General features: G+C 71.8%; 26 protein-coding genes. 14 read left to right on the forward strand and 12 right to left on the reverse strand.

The window, feature by feature from the left end:
* Positions 1 to 52: 52 nt before the first annotated feature.
* The 7 genes from ppk2 to ABFY20_RS00875 all read left to right on the forward strand — a co-directional run bounded on the left by ppk2 (position 53) and on the right by ABFY20_RS00875 (position 8,124).
* Positions 53 to 880 carry a polyphosphate kinase 2 gene (gene ppk2, locus ABFY20_RS00845; protein WP_368498056.1) on the forward strand — a complete coding sequence of 276 codons (828 nt, stop codon included), beginning with the start codon at positions 53 to 55 and terminating at the stop codon, positions 878 to 880.
* Between the two features lie 74 nt (positions 881 to 954).
* Positions 955 to 1,746, forward strand: coding sequence for a hypothetical protein (locus ABFY20_RS00850; protein ID WP_368498057.1), 792 nt, complete (start codon positions 955 to 957; stop codon positions 1,744 to 1,746).
* Positions 1,747 to 1,882: 136 nt separating this feature from the next.
* Positions 1,883 to 2,677, forward strand: coding sequence for an NUDIX domain-containing protein (locus ABFY20_RS00855; protein WP_368498058.1), 795 nt, complete (start codon positions 1,883 to 1,885; stop codon positions 2,675 to 2,677).
* Positions 2,674 to 3,972 (forward strand): quinolinate synthase NadA, encoded by a 1,299-nt coding sequence (nadA, locus tag ABFY20_RS00860; RefSeq protein WP_368498059.1) that lies wholly within the window; start codon positions 2,674 to 2,676, stop codon positions 3,970 to 3,972. The genes ABFY20_RS00855 and nadA overlap by 4 nt, the downstream gene beginning before the upstream one ends.
* A gap of 113 nt (positions 3,973 to 4,085) precedes the next feature.
* Entirely contained in the window at positions 4,086 to 6,053 is a 1,968-nt protein-coding gene (gene nadB, locus ABFY20_RS00865; RefSeq protein WP_368498060.1) for an L-aspartate oxidase, read from the forward strand.
* Complete coding sequence (gene nadC / locus ABFY20_RS00870) at positions 6,053 to 6,910, forward strand: carboxylating nicotinate-nucleotide diphosphorylase (protein WP_368498061.1); 858 nt, start codon at positions 6,053 to 6,055, stop codon at positions 6,908 to 6,910. The genes nadB and nadC overlap by 1 nt, the downstream gene beginning before the upstream one ends.
* Positions 6,907 to 8,124, forward strand: a complete 1,218-nt coding sequence (locus tag ABFY20_RS00875; protein WP_368498062.1) for a cysteine desulfurase family protein — start codon at positions 6,907 to 6,909, stop codon at positions 8,122 to 8,124. Before nadC ends, ABFY20_RS00875 begins: the two co-directional genes overlap by 4 nt.
* A gap of 190 nt (positions 8,125 to 8,314) precedes the next feature.
* Here ABFY20_RS00875 and ABFY20_RS00880 read toward each other — a convergent pair whose 3' ends face one another.
* Together ABFY20_RS00880 and ABFY20_RS00885 are read right to left on the reverse strand one after the other, a co-directional pair.
* Entirely contained in the window at positions 8,315 to 9,073 is a 759-nt protein-coding gene (locus tag ABFY20_RS00880) for a metal-dependent transcriptional regulator (RefSeq protein WP_368498063.1), read from the reverse strand.
* Between the two features lie 63 nt (positions 9,074 to 9,136).
* Positions 9,137 to 9,346: a hypothetical protein gene (locus ABFY20_RS00885; RefSeq protein WP_368498064.1), complete on the reverse strand. Its 210-nt coding sequence runs from the start codon at positions 9,344 to 9,346 to the stop codon at positions 9,137 to 9,139.
* A gap of 148 nt (positions 9,347 to 9,494) precedes the next feature.
* Between ABFY20_RS00885 and ABFY20_RS00890 the strand changes: the two genes are divergently transcribed.
* The 5 genes from ABFY20_RS00890 (at position 9,495) to ABFY20_RS00910 (ending at position 12,607) form a co-directional block, all read left to right on the forward strand.
* Entirely contained in the window at positions 9,495 to 9,854 is a 360-nt protein-coding gene (locus ABFY20_RS00890) for a hypothetical protein (protein WP_368498065.1), read from the forward strand.
* The gene (locus ABFY20_RS00895; protein ID WP_368498066.1) at positions 9,854 to 10,180 is read left to right on the forward strand and encodes an ATP-dependent DNA ligase; all 327 of its coding nucleotides are present in this window, start codon (positions 9,854 to 9,856) and stop codon (positions 10,178 to 10,180) included. Before ABFY20_RS00890 ends, ABFY20_RS00895 begins: the two co-directional genes overlap by 1 nt.
* On the forward strand, positions 10,177 to 10,428 hold the full coding sequence (locus tag ABFY20_RS00900) for a hypothetical protein (protein ID WP_368498067.1): 252 nt from the start codon (positions 10,177 to 10,179) through the stop codon (positions 10,426 to 10,428). Before ABFY20_RS00895 ends, ABFY20_RS00900 begins: the two co-directional genes overlap by 4 nt.
* Positions 10,412 to 10,792, forward strand: coding sequence for a hypothetical protein (locus tag ABFY20_RS00905; RefSeq protein ID WP_368498068.1), 381 nt, complete (start codon positions 10,412 to 10,414; stop codon positions 10,790 to 10,792). Before ABFY20_RS00900 ends, ABFY20_RS00905 begins: the two co-directional genes overlap by 17 nt.
* Before the next feature lie 90 nt (positions 10,793 to 10,882).
* Positions 10,883 to 12,607, forward strand: coding sequence for a S8 family serine peptidase (locus ABFY20_RS00910; protein WP_368498069.1), 1,725 nt, complete (start codon positions 10,883 to 10,885; stop codon positions 12,605 to 12,607).
* A gap of 50 nt (positions 12,608 to 12,657) precedes the next feature.
* Here ABFY20_RS00910 and ABFY20_RS00915 read toward each other — a convergent pair whose 3' ends face one another.
* Genes ABFY20_RS00915 through ABFY20_RS00935 form a run of 5 tightly spaced genes read right to left on the reverse strand, consistent with a single transcriptional unit; the run spans position 12,658 to position 16,513 of the window.
* Complete coding sequence (locus ABFY20_RS00915) at positions 12,658 to 13,617, reverse strand: sensor histidine kinase (RefSeq protein WP_368498070.1); 960 nt, start codon at positions 13,615 to 13,617, stop codon at positions 12,658 to 12,660.
* Positions 13,614 to 14,369, reverse strand: coding sequence for a response regulator transcription factor (locus ABFY20_RS00920; RefSeq protein WP_368498071.1), 756 nt, complete (start codon positions 14,367 to 14,369; stop codon positions 13,614 to 13,616). Before ABFY20_RS00920 ends, ABFY20_RS00915 begins: the two co-directional genes overlap by 4 nt.
* Positions 14,366 to 14,680 carry a DUF4190 domain-containing protein gene (locus tag ABFY20_RS00925; protein WP_368498072.1) on the reverse strand — a complete coding sequence of 105 codons (315 nt, stop codon included), beginning with the start codon at positions 14,678 to 14,680 and terminating at the stop codon, positions 14,366 to 14,368. Before ABFY20_RS00925 ends, ABFY20_RS00920 begins: the two co-directional genes overlap by 4 nt.
* Positions 14,677 to 15,288, reverse strand: a complete 612-nt coding sequence (locus ABFY20_RS00930; RefSeq protein WP_368498073.1) for a DUF3060 domain-containing protein — start codon at positions 15,286 to 15,288, stop codon at positions 14,677 to 14,679. Before ABFY20_RS00930 ends, ABFY20_RS00925 begins: the two co-directional genes overlap by 4 nt.
* A gap of 55 nt (positions 15,289 to 15,343) precedes the next feature.
* Positions 15,344 to 16,513, reverse strand: a complete 1,170-nt coding sequence (locus tag ABFY20_RS00935; protein ID WP_368498074.1) for an OmpA family protein — start codon at positions 16,511 to 16,513, stop codon at positions 15,344 to 15,346.
* 196 nt (positions 16,514 to 16,709) lie between these two features.
* Here ABFY20_RS00935 and ABFY20_RS00940 point away from each other — a divergent pair, with 196 nt between their 5' ends.
* Positions 16,710 to 17,447, forward strand: coding sequence for a helix-turn-helix domain-containing protein (locus ABFY20_RS00940; RefSeq protein ID WP_368498075.1), 738 nt, complete (start codon positions 16,710 to 16,712; stop codon positions 17,445 to 17,447).
* Positions 17,448 to 17,483: 36 nt separating this feature from the next.
* Here the strand turns inward: ABFY20_RS00940 and ABFY20_RS00945 are convergent, their stop codons facing one another.
* The 3 genes from ABFY20_RS00945 to ABFY20_RS00955 form a co-directional block, all read right to left on the reverse strand.
* Complete coding sequence (locus ABFY20_RS00945; RefSeq protein ID WP_368498076.1) at positions 17,484 to 17,687, reverse strand: hypothetical protein; 204 nt, start codon at positions 17,685 to 17,687, stop codon at positions 17,484 to 17,486.
* A 3-nt stretch (positions 17,688 to 17,690) separates the two neighbouring features.
* Positions 17,691 to 18,353 carry a helix-turn-helix domain-containing protein gene (locus ABFY20_RS00950; RefSeq protein ID WP_368498077.1) on the reverse strand — a complete coding sequence of 221 codons (663 nt, stop codon included), beginning with the start codon at positions 18,351 to 18,353 and terminating at the stop codon, positions 17,691 to 17,693.
* Positions 18,354 to 18,435: 82 nt separating this feature from the next.
* Positions 18,436 to 18,885 carry a VOC family protein gene (locus tag ABFY20_RS00955; RefSeq protein WP_368498078.1) on the reverse strand — a complete coding sequence of 150 codons (450 nt, stop codon included), beginning with the start codon at positions 18,883 to 18,885 and terminating at the stop codon, positions 18,436 to 18,438.
* A 116-nt stretch (positions 18,886 to 19,001) separates the two neighbouring features.
* Between ABFY20_RS00955 and ABFY20_RS00960 the strand changes: the two genes are divergently transcribed.
* The gene (locus tag ABFY20_RS00960) at positions 19,002 to 19,871 is read left to right on the forward strand and encodes a CoA ester lyase (protein WP_368498079.1); all 870 of its coding nucleotides are present in this window, start codon (positions 19,002 to 19,004) and stop codon (positions 19,869 to 19,871) included.
* An 8-nt stretch (positions 19,872 to 19,879) separates the two neighbouring features.
* Here ABFY20_RS00960 and ABFY20_RS00965 read toward each other — a convergent pair whose 3' ends face one another.
* Together ABFY20_RS00965 and ABFY20_RS00970 are read right to left on the reverse strand one after the other, a co-directional pair.
* The gene (locus tag ABFY20_RS00965; protein ID WP_368498080.1) at positions 19,880 to 21,346 is read right to left on the reverse strand and encodes an APC family permease; all 1,467 of its coding nucleotides are present in this window, start codon (positions 21,344 to 21,346) and stop codon (positions 19,880 to 19,882) included.
* A gap of 178 nt (positions 21,347 to 21,524) precedes the next feature.
* Positions 21,525 to 22,829: a PucR family transcriptional regulator gene (locus tag ABFY20_RS00970; RefSeq protein ID WP_368498081.1), complete on the reverse strand. Its 1,305-nt coding sequence runs from the start codon at positions 22,827 to 22,829 to the stop codon at positions 21,525 to 21,527.
* Between the last annotated feature and the right edge of the window lie 2 nt (positions 22,830 to 22,831).

Here is a 22,831-nt window from a genome sequence, read left to right on the forward strand (position 1 = left end):
ATCCGCCGCACCCGGCGACCACCGAAGTTCTCTGAAGGCAGCTGGGACCGTCATGTCGAAAACCCGCACGGGCAGTGCACACGTCAAGCGCATCCCCAAGGCCGCCTACGAGGCGGAGCTGAAGCGCCTGCAGATCGAGCTGGTCGCGATGCAGCGGTGGGTGATCGAGACCGGCGCGCGGGTGGTGGTGATCTTCGAGGGCCGTGACGCCGCGGGCAAGGGCGGGGCGATCAAACGGGTCGTGCAGTATCTCAACCCGCGATCGGCGCGGGTCGTCGCGCTTCCGACGCCGAGCGAGAAGGAGAAGGGGCAGTGGTACTTCCAGCGCTACATCGAGCACCTGCCGACCACCGGCGAGATCGTGCTGATGGACCGATCCTGGTACAACCGCGCGGGTGTCGAAAGGGTGATGGGGTACTGCACGCCCGAGCAGTACCGCCGCTTCCTCCGGCAGGTGCCGGTGTTCGAACGGATGCTCGTCGAAGACGGCATCACCGTGATCAAGTACTGGTATTCGGTGTCGGACGACGTGCAGGAGGACCGTTTCCGCTCCCGACTGCACGACCCCATGCGACGGTGGAAGCTCTCGGACACCGACCTGCAGTCGATCACCCGCTGGGAGGACTACTCCCGGGCAAAGGACGAGATGTTCGAGGCCACCGACCACGCCGACGCGCCGTGGTGGACGATCGAGAGCGATGACAAGCGCTCCGCGCGCCTCAACACGATCAAGCACCTGCTCTCGCAGATCCCGTACGAGCAGCGCGACCCCGAGCCGATCACGATTCCGGATCGCCCCGCGGCAGACTCCTACGAGCGGCCCGCACGCGACCGTTTCCGCTCCGTCCCCGACCACGCCCACACGCTCACGAAGGCCTGACCGCTCGCAGGCGCGTTCGCCAGATCCCTAGAATGGCGACGGCGGCACGGAGGGGTGCCGGGTCGGGGGGAAACGTGAATGGTCTGAACTCGAGGTCGAGCGCTGTGCTCGTCGCGGTGGTCGCCGCGGTGATGGTGCTGAGCGGATGCGCGGGGACGGTCGGCTCGGACGGGGCCGGTGCGGTCGCCTCGGTCGCCCCGACCCCGATGCCGATCGAGCAGGTCGTCGAGCTCGACCCGGAGGCCGAGCCGCTCGTCGCCGATGCGCAGGCGCTCGTCGCGACGAGTGACGGCTGGGCGGCGCCCGAGGTGCGGACGGCGCTCGCCGCCGCTGCGGAGCAGCTGGCAGCCGACATCGCCGTGGTGCAGCTGTCGATGGCGGGTGGCCCGGCGGCCAGCCAGGCCGTGCCGCCCGTCGACGAGGAGCGACTCGCCACCGACCTCGACGCCGTGCTCGACTCGATCGGGCAGGTGCGGCAGGGGGTGGTGACCACGGCCATACAGGTGCTCAACGAAGGCGCGCCGAACGCCGATCAGTCGCTGCGCGACGCGGCTTACGTGGCCATCGTGGAGCAGCAGGCACAGCTCGACTCACCCGCGACGACGGCGACCCCGGCGCAGCTGCAGGCCCTGCTCACGGCGACCCGCGCCACCCAGGATTCCCAGCTCGCCTACAACGAAGAACAGGCCCGCCGCGCAGCGGAAGAGGCAGCCTCAGGAGGCGGGGGCGGCTCTCCGACGGAGCTCATACCGGTTCCTTCCTGGCGGGAGGCCGCGGAGGAGAGGTGGCGCGAGGAATACGACCGCTGGCGCGAGGCCAACCCCCTCACGTGCGGGCCGCCCGGCGCGACGTACATCTGCTCGTAGCCGCTGCGGGCCGATCGTTCGTGTGTGGAGTCGCGAACGTCTACGTGGGAGTTGTTTGTGTCGGTGCGACTCTAAGGGTTATAGTCAGGGCAACCTTTAGTCCGGCAGGAGGCCGGACGGTGAACGGACGACGACGATGACCGAGCCAGCCGCACACGCACCCGCACACGCGGAGCAGTCGCGGCTGCTGCTCGCGGTCTCGACGGTCATCTTCGCGCTGCGCCCCGAGATGCAGGCCGCCACCTCGTCGCCGGGCTTGTGGCTGCCGCTCGTGAGGCGCATCCGGCCGCCTTACGAGGGGCAGTGGGCGCTGCCTGGCGGCCCGCTCGGGCTCGACGAAGACCTCGAGGCGGCTGCGGCCCGCACCCTCGCGGCCACCACAGCTCTCGCGCCCAACTACCTCGAGCAGCTCTACGCGTTCGGCACCCTCGACCGGGCGCCCGAGGCGACGCCGGGCGCAGCGCGGGCCGCGGCCCCCGGTGCAGCGCAGCCCCCCGACCGCGTCGTCTCCATCGTCTACTGGGCCCTGGTGAACGCCGACGAGGTCACCCAGTCGAGCGAGCACAGCGCAGGCGACGAGAACGTCGCCTGGTTCTCGGTCGACGACCTGCCCGACCTCGCCTTCGACCACGACGTCATCGTCGAGTACGCCCTCTGGCGCCTGCGCAACAAGGTGGAGTACTCCCGCATCGCCCACGCCTTCCTCGGCGACACCTTCACCCTGGCCGAGCTGCGCGAGGTGCATGAGGCGGTGCTCGGGCGCTCGCTCGATCCGGCGAACTTCCGGCGGCAGATCGAGTCGTCGAACGCCATCGTGCCCACCGGCAAGCGCGTCACCGGCACCAGCTACCGCCCGCCCAAGCTCTACCGCTACAACCAGGCCGTCGATCCCGTCGATCGCGGCCCCCTCTCGAGAAAGCCGAAGTCATGACCCCGTCAGCCCTGTCGGTCGACAGCACCATCCAGCTCATCGAGGCGGGAACCGCCACCCCGCCCGGCGCCACCGCCTCGACCTGCACGCCAGGCCTCGCCGACGGGCCGTGGGTGTTCGACCTGCAGGCACCCTCCTACGGCCCAGGTGCATCCGTCGCCGACCCCATCCCCCACGACGCCCCCCGGCAGGGTGTGCTGCCCGAGGTCTACAAGACGGCGTCGAAAGACGAACTGGATGCGCGCATCCGGGCCGCGAAAGACACCCTCGGCGACCGGGTGGTCGTGCTCGGCCACTTCTACCAGCGCGACGAGGTGGTGCAGTACGCCGACTTCGTGGGCGATTCGTTCCAGCTCGCCAACGCGGCGCTCACGGTGCCGCAGGCCGAGGCGATCGTGTTCTGCGGCGTGCACTTCATGGCCGAGACCGCCGACGTGCTGGCGCGGCCGGAGCAGAGCGTCATCCTGCCGAACCTCGCCGCGGGGTGCTCGATGGCCGACATGGCCGACATCGACTCGGTCGAAGACGCCTGGGCGCAGCTCACCGAGCTCTACGGCAGCGAACCGGATGCGTCGGGGCGCGTGCCGATCATCCCCGTCACCTACATGAACTCCTCGGCCGACCTGAAGGGCTTCTGCGGCCGCAACGGCGGCATCGTGTGCACCTCGTCGAACGCGGCGACCGTGCTGGAGTGGGCGTTCGAGCGCGGGCAGCGGGTACTGTTCTTCCCCGACCAGCACCTCGGCCGCAACACCGCCAAGGCGATGGGGGTGCCGCTCGAGCGCATGCCGATGTGGAACCCGCGCAAGGCGCTCGGCGGCTCCACGCCCGAGGAGCTGCTCGATGCTCAGGTCGTGCTCTGGCACGGGTTCTGCTCGGTGCACAAGCGGTTCACGGTGGCGCAGATCGAGCGCGCGCGGGCCGAGCACCCCGACGTGCAGGTCATCGTGCACCCCGAGTGCCCGATGCCGGTCGTCGACGCCGCCGACGCGGCCGGGTCGACCGACTTCATCGCCAAGGCCATCGCGGCGGCACCGGCCGGGTCGACCTTCGCCGTCGGCACCGAGATCAACCTCGTGCAGCGGCTCGCGAACGAGTACCCGCAGCACACCATCTTCTGCCTCGACGACGTCATCTGCCCGTGCTCGACGATGTACCGCATCCACCCCGGCTACCTCGCCTGGGTGCTCGAGGAGCTCGTGGCGGGTCGCGTCGTCAACCAGATCACCGTTCCCGACGACGTGGCCGTTCCGGCCCGTGTTGCCCTCGAGCGCATGCTCGCCGCCCGGCCATGAGCGACTCCTCCACTTTCTCGCGGACAAAGTCCGTCCAAACGTCCATTCAGACGGACTTTGTCCGCGAGAACGAGGCGGCGGGGCCGACGGATGCGCCTCAGCGGCCCCCGAGGGTGATCGTCGTCGGCAGCGGGGTCGCGGGGCTCGTGACGGCACTCACGCTGAAGGCGCGGTGCCGGGAGGCGGGGCTGCCGATCGAGCTCGCCGTGGTGACGAAGTCGACGATCGACGAGAGCAACTCGCGGTACGCGCAGGGCGGCATCGCGGCGGCCGTGATGCCGGGCGACACCGTGGAGTCGCACATCGCCGACACGCTGGCCGCCGGCGCGGGGCTGTCCGACCCCGATGCGGTCGCGGCGCTGTGCGTCGACGGGCCGGCGCGCATCCGGGACCTCATCGGCTGGGGGGTCGGGTTCGACACCGAGGGAGCCGTGCCCGGTGCGCCGTTCGAGGCCGGGCTCGAGGGTGCGCATTCGGCGCACCGCATCCTCCACGCCGGCGGCGACGCCACGGGCCTGTCGATGGAGAGCGCCCTCGTGCGTGCCGTGCGGGGTGCCGGCATCGCGGTGCTGTCGTCGACGTTCCTCGCCGACCTCGTGCTCGACGGGCCGGTTCTTACGGACAAAGTCCGTTCGAACGTGATTTCCGACGGACTTTCTCCGCGAGAAAGTGGGGCGGCGGTGCCGACGGCGCCGGCCGTCGTGGGGGTCGAGGTGATCCGTGGCGGGGTGCGCGAGGTGCTGACGGCGGATGCGGTGGTGCTCGCCACCGGCGGCCTCGGCCAGCTGTACCCCCACACCACGAACCCCGTGGTCGCGACCGGCGACGGTGCGGCCGCGGCGTGGCGCGCCGGGGCCGTGATCGCGGATGCGGAGTTCGTGCAGTTCCACCCGACGGCGCTCGCCGCACCGGGCTCGTTCCTCATCTCGGAGGCGGTGCGCGGCGACGGAGCCGTGCTGCGGAATGCGGAGGGGGCGCGGTTCATGGATGCCGTGCATCCGCTCGCCGACCTCGCGCCGCGGGATGTCGTCGCCCGCGCGATCGCCGCCGAGATGGCGCGCACCGGTGCACCCGTGATGCTCGATGCGACCTCGGTCGGGGCCGCGGAGCTCGCCCGCAGGTTCCCTACGATCTCGGAGCAGATGCGCCGCCGCGGCCTCGACTGGGCGCACGTGCCGGTGCCCGTGGCGCCGGCGGCCCACTACTGGATGGGCGGCGTCGCCACCGACCTCGACGGCCGCACCTCGGTGCCCGGGCTGTGGGCGGTCGGCGAGGTGTCGTGCACGGGTGTGCACGGGGCCAACCGGCTCGCCTCGAACTCGCTGCTCGAGTCGCTCGTGTTCGCGCACCGTGCGGCGGTGGCGCTCGCCGCAGAGCTCGGGTCGGGGCGGTTCTCCCGCACAAAGTCCGGGATGACTGCGGTTTTCACGGACTTTTCGGGGGAGAACGTCGAGGGCTCGGCCCGGGAGCCCTCCCGCGCCGAGGTGCAGGAGCTGCTCTGGGCCGGCGCGGGTGTGGCGCGGGATGCGGCGGGCCTGCGGGCCGCACGCGACCGGCTGAGCGGATGGGCGGTGCAGGTCGAGCGCGACGACGCATCACCCGAGGCGGTCGCGCGCCTCGAGACCGCGAACCTGCTGCAGCTCGGGCGCCTCGTGGTGGAGTCGGCGCTGGCGCGCGAGGAGTCACGGGGCGGGCACTTCCGCACCGACGTCCCCGAGACGCTCCCCGCCTTCGTGGGTCACCTGCTGCAGTCACGCACCCACCCGCAGCCCCGCCTGCACCGCACCTCGGTCGCCGCGGCGCTCGGCCCGCATCCCACGGCCGACGACGCACCCGCGCCCGCCGTGCCCTCCGCGCCCTCCGCGCCAGAGCCTGGCACCGCATCCGGGACGCCCGTGGTGGCGGCGGCCACCGCATCCGGGACGTCCGTGGTGGAGCCGGCCTCCGCATCCGGGACGTCCGTGGTGGCGGCGGCCACCGCATCCGGCACCGACCCCACCACCGCACCCGCTCCCACCGCACCCGCCACCACCGCACCCGCACCCGCGGGAGCGGGCCATCGAGAGAGAGTCACCGCCTGATGCTCACACCGCAGATCGTCGACGACGTCGTCGCCCGGGCGCTCGCCGAGGATGCGCCGTGGGGCGACATCACGTCGGAACTCCTCATCCCCGTCGAGGCCCGCATCGATGCGGTGCTGAGCGCCCGAGAGCCGGGCGTGCTGAGCGGCGGCCCCGTGATCGTGGCGGCGATGCGGGCGGTCGACCCGCGCATCCGGGTCGAGCTCACCCGTGACGACGGCGCCCGCTTCGTCGCCGGCGACACCCTCGCCACCATCGAGGGCCCCGCCCGGGGTGTGCTGCGGGCCGAGCGCGTCGCCCTCAACCTCGCCCAGCGCATGAGCGGCATCGCGACGCTCACCGCCCGCTATGTCGACGCGGTCGCCGGCACCGCTGCGCGCATCGTCGACACCCGCAAGACCACGCCCGGGCTCCGCGCTATCGAGCGCGCGGCCGTGCGCGCGGGAGGCGGCTTCAACCACCGCTTCTCGCTCTCCGACGCGGTGCTCGCCAAAGACAACCACCTGGCCGTGCTCGCCGCGCAGCACGACGGTGACCTCACTGCCGCCATCCGCTCGGTGCGTTCGCGCATGTCGCACACCACGCACCTCGAGGTGGAGGTCGACCGCGTCGACCAGATCGAGCCGGTCGTCGCGGCCGGGGTCGACACGATCCTGCTGGACAACTTCTCGCTCGACGAGCTGCGCGAGGGCGTCGCCATCGTCGCCGGGCGCGCCCTCGTCGACGCGAGCGGCGGGGTCGACCTCAGCACCGTCGCCGACATCGCCGCCACCGGGGTCGACCTCATCTCGGTCGGTGCCCTCACTCACAGCGTGCGCGCCCTCGACCTGGGTCTCGACGCCGTTCTGCGGCCGTGATCTACCTAGACGCGGCTGCCACCTCGCCGGTTCGGCGCGAGGTGCTCGAGGCGATGTGGCCCTATCTGGCGGGCGAGTTCGGCAACCCGTCGAGTCATCACGCGGTCGGTCAGTCGGCAGCGCGGGCGCTCGCCGAGGCACGCCGCACGGTGGCGGAGCTGCTCGGCTGCCGCCCCGCCGAGATCGTGTTCACCTCGGGCGGCACCGAGGCCGACAACCTCGCCGTGAAGGGCATCGCCCTCGGCCGGATGCTCGAGGCGGTCGCCGAGACCGGCCGGGCCGGCCGCGGGCCGGGCGCAGACGGGTCGCGCCATCTCGTGGTGTCGGCGATCGAGCATCCGGCAGTCGTCGAGGCCGTCGACCACCTCGCACGTGTGCACGGCTTCGAGGTCACCGTGGTGCCGGTCGGGCCCGCCGGCCTGGTCGACCCCGAGGAGTTCGCCGCCGCCCTCCGCCCCGCCACCGCGCTCGCCTCCGTCATGCTCGCCAACAACGAGATCGGCACGGTGCAGCCCGTCGCCGAACTCGCCGCCCGGGCCGCCTCCGCGGGTGTTCCGCTCCACACCGACGCCGTTCAGGCGGGCGGCTGGCTCGACACGCGCCTCGACGTGCTGGGTGTCGACGCGCTCACCCTGGCGGGCCACAAACTGGGGGCGCCGAAGGGGGTGGGGGTTCTCGCCGCGCGGCAGCGGCTGCGCCTCGAGCCGCTCGTGCACGGCGGTGGGCAGGAGCGCGGGCGCCGCTCTGGCACGGAGAACGTCGCCTTCGCCGTCGGCTTCGCCACGGCGTTCCGGCTCGCGGAGGCGGCTCGGGCTGAGGCGGCGGCGCGCGTGGCGGCGCTCCGCGACGCGTTCATCACCGAGGTGCTGCATCGCGTGCCGGGCGCTCTGCTCACGGGGCCCGCCGTGGGCGATCGACTCGCCGACGGCACGGATGCTCGACTCCCCTCCGTCGCATCCTTCTGCTTCCCGGGCACGAGCGGGGAGGCCGTGCTGCTGCAGCTTGAAGAACGCGGCGTGATCGTCTCGAGCGGGTCGGCCTGCGCGGCCGGCGAGGACGACCCGTCACCCACCCTCCTCGCTCTCGGCCTCGCCCCCGAGGTCGCCCAGACCGCGGTGCGCTTCACCTTCGGCCCGACCGTCACTCGCGACGACCTCATGGCCGCTGCCGCCGCCCTCGACGCCGCCGTCACGGAACTCGCCCGCCTGCGCTGATGCGCGCCCGCGCCCGCCTGCGCTGACCTCCGCGGGTGCCCCCGGGCGGGGCGCCCCCGCGCGGGCCCACCCCGCCCGCGCGTTCTCACGATCCCGCGCCGCCCCCACCTCACGTCGGTCGCGCAAACTGCTCCCTCGCGCCGGATCAGGAGCACTTTGAGCGACCAAATGGGGTCTGACGGGGGAGCTCCTAGGCGGTGAGCCAGACGGCGTCGGCGTCGACCACCACGGGCTGCGCCGCGCTCGCCGCCTCGCCCGCACCCGCACCACCCGCACCACCCGCACCCGCACCGCCCGCCCGGCCCGCGCTTCCGGCAGGCGCACCCGACCCCGTGCCCCCCACCACGCTCAGCGCCCCGCCCGCCTCCACGCGCACGGCGACGCCGGGGGTGATGCCGCGGGCGGCGAGGGTCTTAAGCAGCGACGGGTCGCGATCGCTGATGCGGAGCACCACTCCGTGGTGCCCCTCGGCCGCCTGCGACAGCACGACCGCCGAGTACGAGGCAACGGTTCCCGCGGCAGACGGGATCGGATCCCCGTGCGGGTCTTGCGTCGGCCGCCCCAACCGCTCGTCGATCGCGTCGAGCAGGCGCTCGCTGAGCGCGTGCTCAAGCACCTCGGCCTCGTCGTGCACCTCGTGCCACTCGTACCCCATCTCCCGCACCAGCCACGTCTCGGTGAGGCGGTGGCGGCGTACTACGCCCATGGCGCGCATCCGCCCCTCTGGGGTGAGGGTGAGTGGTCCGTAGGGCACGTGCGTGATGAGCCCGGCGGCGGCGAGCTTCTTCACCATCTCGGTGACGGAGGAGGGTGCGACGCCGAGCCGGGCGGCCAACGCCGACGGGGTGATCGGGTCGGGCTGCCACTCGGTGTGGGCGTAGATGGTCTTGAGATAGTTCTCGGCGGCGGTGTCCTGGCCTGCGGATCGGGGAGCGGCCGGAGGAGTCATGGTGCCACCAGCCTAGGGCCGCGCACGCGGTCGCGGCGGCGTGTCAGGAGGCGGCGCCGTCGCTCACACGCTTCCGCCGCCCGCACCCCAACCGGTGCGGTCGGCATATCGTGCGGCCGCGGTCGTGCGGTCGTACGTGGTGTCGATCGGCTGGTCGCGTTCGTGCTGCAATGGCCCACGGTCGCCGCTGCGCCGCCGGAGCAGAGCGATGGCCACGGCGAGCACCACGATGATCGCGGCGACGGCGAGCACGATGATCCAGAGAGTGTCCATACTCCATCCTGCACAGCTGTCGATCGGCCCGAGACAGATGCACACGAGCCACTCAGGCGCAGGCAGCCTGCAGCCGAGCCTCCTTGCACCCTCACGGGCGGATGGCAAGCCCGTTGCCGCATCCGCTCCACCTTTCGAGGGTTGAGGTATGGAACGCATTCACTACGCGGGCGACGCGGTGACCACGGGAACGGCGATCGCCCATGCCCTGCTCGACTACGCGCGCGCCCTCGCCCTGGTCGAGGCCTCCGACACGGTGGAGATCCCGGTGGTGCGCGACGACGGCAGTGTCGCTCGGGCCACCTTTCTCATCGGGCCGGCCAGCCAGCTCATCGCCGAGTCCGTCGAGCCGGTCGAGTCGGCCGACGGCGCCCGCGAGGAGTTGGAGAGCCAGGAGCTCGTCGACGACCTGGCACGCCGGGCGGCGCGGCTCGGTCACGCGAGGCCCGTGTTCGACGACGTGTTCGACGACGACCAGGGGTCGACCCTCGGTACGGACGTGATCTGATGGGCAAACTCACCTACGACTCCAGCCTCGTCGTCGATTTCGAAGACCGCATCCTCGCCCACCTGCAGCTCGTCATCGGAGCCAAACTGCGACGCGGGGAATCCTTCTACTTCTCCTGGAAAGACGACCCCAAGACCGGTGACGGGCGCACCTCGATCTGGCTCTATCCGAACGCGCCGTTGGTGTTCAAGTACTACGGTGGGCGCCCGCCCGCTCTCAACCGCGCCTGGGTCGACCAGCTGATGCTCACGGCCAACTCCAGTGCCGGACTCCACCTGGTGCCCGAGCCGCCCGAGGTGGGCGGAGACCGGGGGATCGAACCGTGAAGCGCATCGACATCATCTACGACGGCACCCTCTACTCGGTGAGCGGCGAGGAGTACGAGGTGCTGAAGACGCGCATCGCCGCGGCGCACGACGAGGGCAGAGCAACCTGGCTTCGCGTCGACCACGGAGAGGGGCGGGCGCGGTCGGCCGAGATCCTCATCGCTCCGGGAATCCCCGTCTCACTGGTGGCGATCAACACCGATGGTGACGCCGACGAGGGTGAGGACGAGGGTGACCCTGCCGATTGACCCGGCCCTCGCCACATCCGATGCCGATCGAACCGCCGAGCGCCGAAGGGCCGAACTGGAGCGTCACGCCTCGAGCCTGTTCGCCGCGGCGGCACTCACCACCGCGGTCGTCTGCGGAGCGACGATCGTGTCGGGCTGGTTCGCCGGGGTGCTCGTCGACTCGTGGGAGCGTCTGTTCTGGGCCGGGTTCGTGCTCGCCGTCGTCATGGTCGCCGTCTTCGCCGCTGCGGCCCTCCCCGGCGGCACGGATGCTCGCCGGGCATGCACCCGCATCACCTGGTTGTTGCGCTTCGGCCTGGTGCTGTTCGTCGCCTCACCGGTGTGCTGCATCCTCGCCCTCGTGGGCGACTTCTACCGCCTCTGAGTCCGGCGGCGACCCGGCACGGGACTGTCGGGTGGACGTGAGGTAGCCGGCCCCGCCATGATGGTTGCGCCGACGGAGGGGGATGGGCGGATGGGTGGAACGCGAGTGGGCGTGGCGGTGGTCGCCCTCCTCGGGGGGCTGCTGACGGCTGGTGCTGGGGGCGCGGCCGCGGCGGAGCCGTGCGGCCCGGCGGGCGACACCGCGCGCCGCCTCCTGGGTGCCGACACCGCGGAGTCGGTGTTCGGGGTCGACGGCACGGGTGTGAAGGTGGGCATCATCTCGAACTCCTTCGCCGCGCGTGGGCAGGCCGACGTCGACGCCGACGTCGCCGCCGGCTGGCTGCCCGGTCCGGGCAATCCCTGCGGTTACGAGACTCCCGTGACGGTCCTCAGCGAGGGGGCCGACGGCGAAGACGACGAGGGCCGCGCCATGGCGCAGGTGGTGCACCAGGTCGCGCCCGGCGCCGAGATCCTCTTCGCGGGGTCGAACAGCCTCGACAGCTACGAGAGCGGCATCGCCGACCTGATCGCCCACGGCGCATCCGTCATCGTCGACGACGAGTCGGTGGGCGGAGACCGGCCCTACCACATCGACGCCGGCGGACGTGCCGCACGAGCCGCCGTGGAGGCGGGTGTGCTCTACATCGCCGCCGCCGGCAACTTCGGTGTCGCGGGAGCTCCCGGCCGCCCCAGTGCGGGCTTTCCGATCGGGGCGTGGTCGACGGTCGCCTACCGGCCGACCGTCTGCCCCGGCGAGGTCGCCGCACTCTACCCGGGAGAGCTCATCGACTGCCTCGACTTCGATCCCGGAGAGGCGGAGGACGCCTCCCTGACCGTCACGATGCCCGCGAAATCGCTGATGACCGGGTCGCTCGACTGGGCCGAAGACGACGGTGACGTGAGCACGTCCTTCGACTACGTGCTCACCGTCGACGGGCGCACGACGAAGTCGACGCCCTCGAACCCGCAGGTGGCGTCGGCGTTCGCTGAGATCGGCAACCTGAGTTCGAGCGATCCGATCGAGAACACGGTGAGCGTGGTGCGGCACGTCACCCCGACGGCGGGCACTCCGCCGATCTCGGTGACCTGGGCACAGGCCGAGGGGTACGACGTGCTCATCGACCAGGAGTACTACCGCAGCACCGACACCGACGTCGTCGGAACGACCCTCTACGGCCATCGGGCGGTTCCCGCGGTGTTCTCCGTCGCGGCGATGAACGCCGCCGACTCCACCCTCGAGACCTACTCGTCTCTCGGCCCTGCCGCGCTGTACTTCGGGGTGCCCGAACCCGTCGTCGTTCCGGGGCCCACGGCGGTGGGCGTCGACAACCTGCCGACCTCAAACTCGGTGCTCGGCGGCAGCGGGTGGTTCAGGGGCACGTCGGCCGCGTCGCCCACGGTCGCGGCCGCGGCGGCCCTCGTGCTGCAGCACACCCCCGGTCTCTCGCCGGTGCGACTGCGTGAGGTGCTGACCGAGAACGCCGGAACCGGGAGACTCCTCCAGCCGTGGGATGCGTCGGTGGCGCCGGAGCGGTCGGTGGGAGCGGGCCTGATCGACGTCGCCGCGACGCTCTCGGCGCTCACGCCCGAGCCGACACCGACACCCGACCCGTCGCCGACCGGCGACCCGACCCCGGTGCCTGTACCTGTCCCCGGCGGGGGCGGCAGCGCGGGTTCGCCGGCGCTCGCCGCGACCGGGGCGCCCGATGCCGCTGTGCCCGCCGCGCTCGCCGCGCTGGCGGCGGCGATCGGAGCCGTCGCCCTCCTGCTGCGCCCGCGGCGCACGCGCCACCCGGTCAGGCGCTCGAGGGCCTGAGGTCGGCGCTGCTGCGGCGTGGCGGGGCGGCCACGCCGCCGCCTGCCCGGTCAGGCGCCGGGTAAGCGGAGGGTGACGACCGTGCCCGAACCCGGCAGGGAGCGCAGCGTCACGTCGCCGCCGTGACGGCGGATCACCGTCTCGACCAGGGTGAGGCCGAGCCCCGACCCCGGAACATCGCGCGCGTTCCCCGCGCGGGCGAGCTCGTGGAACACGACGGGCAGGTCGGCTTCGGGGATGCCGCGGCCCGCATCCGCCACCTCGAGCACCGCCCAGCCGTCGTGCTCGCGCAGGCGCAGCTCGATCGGGCCCGCTGCTCCGAACTTCGCCGCATTGCTCAGCACGTTGTCGATGGCGAGCGAGAGCAGGTCGGGGTCGCCGGCGACCGCAGGCACCGCCCACGGCACACGGGTGACGCTGACGGTCACCCGGCCCGCCGTCTCCGGCCGCTGCTGCACGAGCGCGGAGACCGCTTCGGCGACGAGCTGTTCGAGGTCGAGCCGCTCGAGGTCGAGGGGCCGGGTCTCCAGCTCGGAGAGCTTGCGCAGGTCGCCGACGAGCGTGGCGAGCCGCTGCGCCTGGTCGTCGATCACCGCGAGCTGGGGGGAGGTGGAGAGGTCGTGTGCGACGACCGTGGCGCGGATGGCGGTGATCGGGTTCTTCATCTCGTGGTCGAGGCGCGCGAGGAAGCGGCGGTGGTGAGCACGCTCGAGCGCCCGCCCCCGTTCGAACTCGGAGGAGAGCGCCGAGGCTGCCCGAAGCCGACGTGATCGGCGCCCCGCGAGCAGCAGCACGATCAGCGCGCCGATCGCCGACAGCACGGCACCGCCACCCGCGACGGCGGTGGCGAGAGCCGATGTGAGCACCACCTCGCGCCGATCCCCCGTGACCGTCAGCACCCCCGCCACCACCAGCCCCACCACGACCGGCACGGCGGCCACCACCCCGGCGACCACCCGTGCGCGCCGCCCGCCGAGCCGACCCTCCGCCGCCTCCGCGCCCCCGCTCATGCGGCCACCACCCCGTCGGCGAAGCGGTACCCGGTGCTCTGCACCGTCTCGATGAACACCGGATGCGCCGCGTCGTCACCCAGCACCCGCCGCAGCTCGGCGACGCGATGGTCGACCGCGCGGCTCGAGGTGGCGAAGTCGAAGCCCCACAGCGCCGCCAGCAGCCGCTCGCGGGAATGCACCTCCCCCGGATGCGCCATCAAGTAGTCGAGCAGCGTCATCGCCTTGGGTGTCAGCGCCACCTCCTGGCCGCCGAGCCACACGCGTCGAGCTGCGCGGTCGAGCAGCAGCGCCCCCGATCGCAGCCTGGCTGCGGTCGCGAGCGGCGGCACCCCGGGCTTCGCCCGGCGCAGGACGGCACGGATGCGCGACAGCAGCTCATGCGGGTCGAACGGCTTGTTGAGATAGTCGTCAGCCCCCTCGTCGAGCGCTGCGCTCCGCTCGTACGACTCGCCCACCTGCGTGAGCAGGATGATCGGCGTCCACAATCCCTGCGCTCGCACCCGCCGCACGAACTCGCGCCCGTCGACGTGCGGCATCATCACGTCGCACACCATGAGATCGGGAACCGCCTGCGCCACGGCGTCGAGCGCCTCGGCTCCGTCGGCCGCCGTGCGCACGCCGTAGCCGCTGCGTGTGAGGAAGGCGCTCAGGGCATCCGTGATGGCGGTGTCGTCGTCGACCAGAAGCAGCTCCGGACGAGGGGTGTCGGCTGCGGCGCTCACCGCCCCGGGCTGCACGCTCTCGCTCACGAGAACCCGCCCGAGATACCCGCGATGGTGAGCCCGCCGCCGACGGCGAGCGCGACGATCACGACGGCGACGACGACAGAGGCGAGCACGAGGTACCCGAGCACCAGCCCCGCGATGGCGAAGCCCGCTCCGCCGTCGCCGTCGCGCCTGATCTGGCCGAGCGCCACGTGCCCGAAGATCACGGGGAGCAGGCCGAAGCCGAGCAGCCCGAGCACGAACGAGGCGATGGCGAGGCCGTTCGTGCGGCGCACGGGCGGCGGCGGGGCGTAGCGTGCCTGCACGGGGTATGTCGGGTAGGGCGGCTGGGTCATGGCGAGGCCTTTCCGAGTCTGTTGGCGGTTCCGGTGTCGGCGACGGAGGGCGTTCCGGTCTCCCAGACGATCGAGTTCGCCGACCCCGACACCTGCGCCGTGTCGACCCGGAGCACCGAGACCGTGGTGCCCGCTCCGGTCACGACGAGGGTGCCGACCTCGTCGGCGACCACGACCGCTGCGTCGGCGCTCACCGTGAGCGTCGTGCACGGTCCTTCCACCCGCACGACGGCACCCGCGGTCGAGAGGGTGAGCTCGCTGTCGCAGCTCTGCGTCGTGGTGGCCGCAGCGCTCCACCGGTCACGATCGCGGTCTGCGCCGGAGTCGGGTGCCGGGGTGGGCGGGGCGCCGGATGCGGCACCCGCGTCGGTCTCGGACGCCGCGGTGGGAGACGGGGTCGGGGTGGGTGTGGAAGAGACGGGTGCGGGGCTGCCGTCGACCGCGGGCCCTGAGGCACCGCCCGCATCGCGGATCGTGAGCGTGCATCCGCTGGCCAGTCCCAGCACGAGCAGCGCGATCGCCGTCGCGCCGGTGGCCCTCGCCACGGCTCCGCGAGCGCGCGGACGGGAGCCGGCCCGCGGGCGAGAGGGTGAGTGCGTCATCGACATCACGTCGATCCTTCCGTAGTCGGTGCGTCTTGACGAACGGCTGCAGCGGAGCGGGTCACTGCGCCGGCACGAAGATCTCGACGCGGCGGTTCAGCTGCCGGCCGGCCGGATTGTCCTGTCCGTCGAGCTCGTTCGCCGCCACCGGGCGCGACTCGCCCAACCCCTGGGCGGCGAGATCGGCGGTCACGCCCGCCGATCGGAGGGCGGCGACGACCGAGTCGGCACGCGCCTCCGAGAGCGCCTGGTTGTAGTCGTCGGGGCCGATGGCGTCGGTGTGCCCCGACACGACGGCCGAGCCGATCCCCGCCTGCTGCAGGGTGCCCGCCAGTGCCGTGAGAACGGCAGCAGCATCCGCTCTGACCTCGCTGCGGTCGAAGTCGAACAGCACGCCGTCGCGCAGGGTGATGGTGGTGCCGCAGCTCTCGACCGGCGCGAGTGCGGTGAGCGGCGGGAAGACGCCGAGCGGCGGCACGGGTGCGAGGGGGACGGCGTCGACGAGTTCGCCGTCGACGCGGGCTGTGCCGTCGCCGAAGTTCTGGATGCTGATGCGACCGTCGGTGTAGCTGCCCGATCCGTCGCCGAAGTTCTCGATCGACACGGTGCCGTCGGTGTAGGTGCCCGACCCGTCGCCGAAGTTCTGGATGCTCACGGTCCCGGCGACGGAGGTGCCCGAGCCGTCGCCGAACACCTGAACGGCGAGGGAGGGGTCGGTGTAGGAGCCAGAGCCGTCGCCGAAGTTCTGGATGCTCGTGACGCCGTCGCTGTACGTTCCCGATCCGTCGCCGAAGTTCTCGATGGCGACCCCGTCGATCGTCGTCGTCCCCGATCCGTCGCCGAAGTTCTGGATGGTGCCGTCGGGCCCGGTGTAGTTGCCCGAGCCGTCGCCGTAGAGCAAGGCGCTGCCCGCGCCCGACGACACGGCGCCCGTGGCGTCGCAGTGCGCCGGGGAGACCTCGACGCCCGGCACGTCGACGAGCTTCGACCGCACGTCGATGGTGAAGGCCGACGCCGAGGCGTCGAGCAGCGCGAGGTCGGGGAGTGTGAACAGCGGCACGGGCGGGAAGTCGCCGACGTCGTAGCCCGGAACGGCGGCGACGGATGCGTGGGCCGGCTCGGCCGCGGAGGTCGGGGTGGTCGGGGTGCGGGTGCCGCCGGTGGGGCCGGGGGCTGAGGCTGCGCTCTCGGCGACGGGGGCCGCGGTGCCGGCGGGGGTGGTGCAAGCCATGAGGGCGACGGCGAGCAGGAGGGTGCCGGCCGCGGCACCCGCGTGTCGACCGGCTCGACCGGCTCGACGGGATCGGGGGGATCGTGGGCGGAAGTGCATGCTCCCACGCTATTCAGGAGCTGTCGCAGCGGGGTAGCGAGGCTGTCGCGATCTCGCGACACGGCTCGTGGGCGGCACCGCGCGGCAGAATGGAGGCATGGCCGCCCCCGAGCTCGACGAACTGCGTCTCCTGCGCCGCGCCCGCGACCGTATGGATCGCGAGTTCGCGCATCCGCTCGACGTCGCCGCGCTTGCCCGCACCGCCCTGATGTCGCAGGCGCACTTCAGCCGGCGGTTCCGCGAGGCGTACTCCGAGACGCCGTACTCGTACCTCATGACCCGCCGCATCGAACGGGCGAAGGCGCTGCTGCGCGCGGGCGATCTCACGGTGCGCGACGTCTGCTTCGCCGTGGGGTGCACCAGCCTCGGGTCGTTCACCACGAAGTTCACCGAGCTCGTCGGCGAGTCTCCCGCCGCGTACCGCGCCCGCGACCACAGCGACCTGCTCGTGGTGCCGAGCTGCCGCACCATGATCCTCACCCGCCCCCGCAAGCCCCCACGCGCCGCGCCTGCTGCGGCGCGCCCCGCCGTGCTCGGCCCCACCGTCGACGCGCAGACGCGGTGCGTGCACTATCGCGGCCCTCTCGACGTCGTCGCCATCCGTTTCGCCTGCTGCGGAGAGTACTACCCCTGCCACCTCTGCCACGAGCAGACCGCCGACCACCCTGCCGCGGTCTGGCCCCTCGCCGAGCGCGACCGGCGCGCCGTTCTCTGCGGCGTCTGCGACCACGAACTCACCATCGCCGACTACCTCGCCAGCACGAGCTGCCCCTCGTGCGCCGCCGCCTTCAACCCCGGCTGCAGCCTCCACACCCATCTCTACTTCGAGGTCTGACGACCCGTCCCGGGCGCACCCGCAAGCGAGGTCGTCTCAGCGGATGCGTGAGATCCACGCCTCGCGCTGCGCACGCGCAGCCTCGAGCTCGGCCAGCAGCATTCGTCGATCGCGGGGGTCTACCGGCTCGGCGTCGAGGGCGCGGCGGCCCGCGCGTTCGCGCCCCCATCGCTGCAGCAGGATGCCGAGGCGGATGGCGACGAGATCGACCCCGCGTGGGGAGCTCTGGATGGCGGTCATGGTTTACTCCTCGCGATCGGCGGTGTCGCTCCCGCGCGCCGCGGAGCGCCCCGCTGCGGGCGCCTCCTCGGCGTCGAGCACGGGGAACGCACTCAGCTGGATCTGCACCGGCCGGGTGCCCGGCGCATCCGTGCCGAACTGGTGGCGGTGGCGGTCGATGAATTCGTCGGCGACCCGCTGCAGCTCCGAGGTGAGCTCGGCGAGCTGCTCGCTGGTGACGCGGGCGTTGGCGGTGCTCATCATCGACGCCTCGATCCACTCGCGGCTGAGCTCGTGCTCACCGCGCCGCACGTAGTCGCCGAGCAGCGCCTCGCGGTTGCGGTGCCACTCGCTCATGACGATGGCGTTCGCCGAGCGCGCTGCGGCAGTCGACGGCAGGGTCGCGGTGTCGACCGAGATGCCGCCGGGCACCCGCTCCCACCAGCGCTCTCGCGCGGTGCCTCGACCCTTCACCTCGCGGATGAAGTCGTGCTGCGCGAGCTGTCGCAGATGGTAGCTGGTCACTCCCGACGATTCGGCGAGTCGCTCGGCGAGGCTGCTGGCGGTCTGGGGGCCGTAGGTCGACAGGATGTCGAGCATCCGCACCCGCAACGGATGCGCCAGCCCCCGTAGTGCCGCCATGTCGAGCGACCGATTGCCCGGCCGCTCCATCCCGCTTTCGCTCATGATGCAAAGCTACCTCTGCAAAGAACTATTTGCAACATGATCTCTGCAGAGGAAGCTTCGTTGCAGAGGCAGCGCCGTGCGCTCAGGCGGTGACGCTCACCGCCCAGGTCACGCCGAAGCGGTCGGTGAGCATCCCGAAGCCGGCCGACCAGGCCGAGGCGGCCAGGGGCTCCACGACCGTGGCACCCTCGGAGAGCGCCGACCACCGGAGTGCGGCGGCGTCGAGTGTCGCCGTGTCGAGGGCGAGGAAGTACGGCTGGTCGGTGATCGTGAGCCCGTTCTCGCGCGCGGTCGACCCGCCCTGCAGGGTGCCGCTGTCGGCCCCGGGCACGTCGTACGCCATCACGACGAATCCGTCGACGCCGTCGACGCGGCCGAAGACGACCTTGGCGGCGTCGGGCAGCTCGGCGGGCATGCCGAAGTCGCCGTAGGTGCGGATGCTCACGGTGCCGTCGAAGGCCCCGGCATAGAACTCGAGGGCCTCGCGGGCCTCGCCGCGGAAGTTGAGGTGGGGAACGAGTGAGGTCGACATGGGGTCTCCTTGACAGTCGCGGCCGGGCCGCGGGCCGGTCTGTCCGGCTCTGCACCAACTCTTTCGACCCTTCAGGTCACTTTCTGTCCGCAAATGACATGGGCCATGATCGAGGGGTGAGCACCGCGCATCCGTCCCCCTCCGCGTTCCGCCCGATCACCGCGCTGTCCGCCGCGACGACAGCGCTGTTCGTGCCGGGCGACCGCCCCGACCGCTTCGCCAAGGCGCTCGCGAGCGGCGCCGATCTCGTCATCGTCGACCTCGAGGACGCCGTGGCGGGCGACCGCAAAGCACTCGCCCGTGAGGCGGTCGTCGAGGCCGTCGCCGCGCATCCGTCGTCGTTCCTGGTGCGGCTGAACGGGGCGGGGTCGCCCGAGCACGCGGCCGATCTCGAACTGCTCGCCACGGTCGGCAGCGGCCTGCTCGGCGTCGCACTCGCGAAGACCGAGTCGCCGGAGGCGATCGAGGCGGTACGGATGCGCGCCGGCGACGTCGGCATCGTCCCGCTCGTCGAGAGCGCGGCGGGGCTCGCTGCGGCGCCGGCACTCGCGCAGACGCCGGGTGTGGCACGGCTGGCGCTGGGTGCCATCGACCTCGCCCTCGATCTCGACACGACCGCGCCCGAGGTGATCGACTTCGCCCGCTTCCAGCTCACTCTCGCCTCGCGGGTCGCCGGGCTCTCCGGCCCGCTCGACTCGCCCTCGGTCGAGTTCGCCGAGCTGGAACCCGTGCGGTCCGCCGCCGCCCGCGCCCGCTCGTTCGGGTTCGGCGGCAAGCTGTGCATCCACCCGCGGCAGCTCGCCGCGGTGCAGGAGGCATTCGCGCCGACCGCCGAGGAGGTGGAGTGGGCCGAGCGCATCCTCTCGGTGCAGGGCGAGGGGGTCGCGAGCGTCGACGGAAGCATGGTCGATCGCCCGGTCACCGAGCGTGCCCGACGCATCCTGGCCGGGGCGGAGCACATGGGCCGGCCGGCGCGGCGTCCCTGACGGCCCCGCTAGACCGGGCTGTCCTCGAAGGTCAGTTCGCGACCGGCCCGTCGTTGCCGGTCGGCGCGGATCAACCCCCCGATGAAGGCCACCGGGATGAGCAGGATCAGCCAGCGCGCCACCCCGCCCGATCCGCCGAGGAGGGCGTCGTAGTTCACCACGGCGAGCAGGAGGATGATCAGGAAGCCGATGCCCGCGATGACCGGAGCGATCCTGGTGTGCCAGATCCTGGCGTCGGCGGCACCCTTCCCGGCGAAGTAGGCGACGATCGCCATACAGGTGAACAGCAGTACCAGCACGAGGGCCACGGTTCCCAGCGAGGTCAGCCAGGGATAGATGACCGTCATCAGGTCGGCTCCGAACACCAGGAACCCACCGACCACCACGAACACGACCGCGGAGAACCCGAGCACCGCCACGCGGGGCGTGCCGCTCTTGCTCGTTCGAGCGAGGGCGGCGGGCAGCATCCCGGAACGACCGAGGGAGAAGAGGTAGCGCGACAGGAGGTTGTGGAAACCGATGAACATGGCCATCGAACTCACGAGCATGATGATGCCGAGGGCACTCGGCAGCCAGGACGGTCCGTAGGTGGCGGCGACTGCGAAGACGAAGCCCACCGGGTCGGCCTGAGCGGCGGCCTGCACCTCGCTCGCGCCCCACGCGTTCGCGAGCACCCAGGTGATGAACGCGTAGAAGACGCCGATCACCGCGATGGCGAGGTACGCGGCTCGGGGGATGGTGCGGGCCGGGTTCTTCGCCTCTTCGGAGAACACCACGGTGGCTTCGAAACCTGCGTAGCAGGTGGCGGCGAAGAGGATCGCGATGCCCACGCCGGAGGGAACGACGTTCGCCGGGTTGAAGGACTGGAGGTCGAACGAGCCGGTGGCTCCTCCCCCGGCGATCACCGTGATGGCGAGGAACAGGAGCGTGCAGATCTCCAGCACGACGAGCACGCCGAGAACTCGGAGACTCACCTCGATGCCGACGGCGCAGAGCGTGGTGACGATCACCAGTCCGACGACCCACCACACCCACCCGGGCACCGCGAGCCCGAGGCCGGCCATCGTCGACTCCGCGATGCCCGCGGTGATCGCCCAGAGCCCGCAGACGAGCGCCACGTAACCGAGCACGGCGACAGCGGCGAGGGCTCCGCCGAAGCGCGACCCGAGCCCCTTCGCGATGAAGGCGACGAAGCCGGCAGCGTTCGTGACGTGCCGGCTCATCGCGACGAAGCCGGCCGCGAACACGGCGAAGAGCACTCCGACGGCGAGGTAGGCCATCGGAGCCGTCACGCCGATCGCCGCGAAGACGACGGGTGCGCCTCCGACGATGCTGCCGAGCGGCGCCACGGCGGCGATGACGAAGAAGACGATCGCGAAGACCCCGAGCTTTCCGTGCCTGAGTCGCTGGCCGGGGGCGGCCGGCTCGGTGGACCCTGAGGTCGAGACGACCGTCTCGCCGGATTTCAGTACCATGGCTGCTCCTCAGCAACTCGGCCGGCCGGGATGCCGGACTCTCCTCCCGGTCGCGTGCCGCCGAGGGCTGCGAGGAAGGGTGGTCAGGAGGCTAACGGGTTTCGCGTGTCGGCTCCCACTGGTCACGCCACAGGCAAGACGGCCCGGAGTTGTGCGCCAGCCCAGTCGCGGCGCGAGGCTAGTCGGACGGCGGCTCGGTCAGCACGCGCCGGCCGAGGATTCGCGCCAGGAGGAGGGCCGGCTGGAGATTGAGGCGAGCGTCTTCGACGCGTCTGCCGATGAGGGTCTCCGCCTGCTTCACACGGTAGGTGACCGTGTTCCGCGCGATGAACTGCAGGTTCGCCACGGTCGCGACGCTCCGCTCGTTCTCCAGGTACAACCACAATGTGGTGCGGAGGCGCTCCATGCGCTCATCGTCGACGGCGAGCTGACCCAGCTGGCCACGCACGAAGTACCGGGCGCTCTCCAGATCGGAGGCCAAGAGTGTCGCGAGCTCCACGTCGGCGTGGAAGACACGTCGCGGCATCGTCGGGGCGGCGAACTTGAGCAGCTGCTCGACCTTCATCGCCTCCCGGTGGGCCCGGGCGAAACCGGCCCTGCCCTGCCTGACCTGACTGACCGCGACGGAGATGCCGACGGGCGGATCCGTCGGGGGAACGGAGAGCCCCCTGTCGGTCACCACCCCCCAGCCCCAGGCGGCGCCGAGCCCGACGTCGACGACGAGCGGATCGTTCGCGCCGAGTGCGTCGAGCTCTGCAGTGAGCAGGGCGCCGAGCCTCGCAGTGCCCTCCGTTCCGGCCGACCAGGCGACGGCGGCGACGTGGCGCCCGTCGAGGTCGTAGTTCAGCACGTCGCTCATCCGCCGCCGATCGACCGCTCGCCCGGCCAGCAGGGAGTTGACCATCGCTAGCCGCTCGGCCGATCGAGAGGTGTCCCACCGGGAACGTTCGGCCTCGAAGATGTCCGACATCTCCGCGGAGAACCGCACGAGGGAACCGAAGAAGACATCCATGAGACGAGCTATCGCATCGGCGCGCTCCTCGGGGTCTTCGATCAGCACGCTGGCCGCGCGGATGTATTCGGCAGACGACACGCGGCTGCCGATCCGGATGGTCTCGAGCATCGTCGTGAGGTCGAGGCCGCGACGTGCGAAATCACGGGCGACGTCGGCGCACTCCTCGGTCATGGGGTCGAGGTCTTCGCCGTCGGCCATCCGCATCTCCCGGAGGACGGATGCGCGAAGACCTCGCATGAAGATGCTGTGCAGACCGGCCTCCGCGGCGATCGACGGTGTCGACTCGAAGATGGCCGCCACCGTCGTCTCGGCGTTCTCGAAGCTCCACGCGAAGGCCTCGAGGCCGAACCTGTCGTAGATGATGAGGGCGTCCTCCGACATCGCGCTGGTGTCGGCGACGACGGGCTGGCTCGGCCGCAACCTCCGCATCCAGGGGGCGGCTCCGCCCACATCCCTGCCTTTCGGCATGT

Origin of the sequence: Herbiconiux sp. A18JL235 (assembly GCF_040939305.1) — a bacterium.
Taxonomy (GTDB): domain Bacteria; phylum Actinomycetota; class Actinomycetes; order Actinomycetales; family Microbacteriaceae; genus Herbiconiux.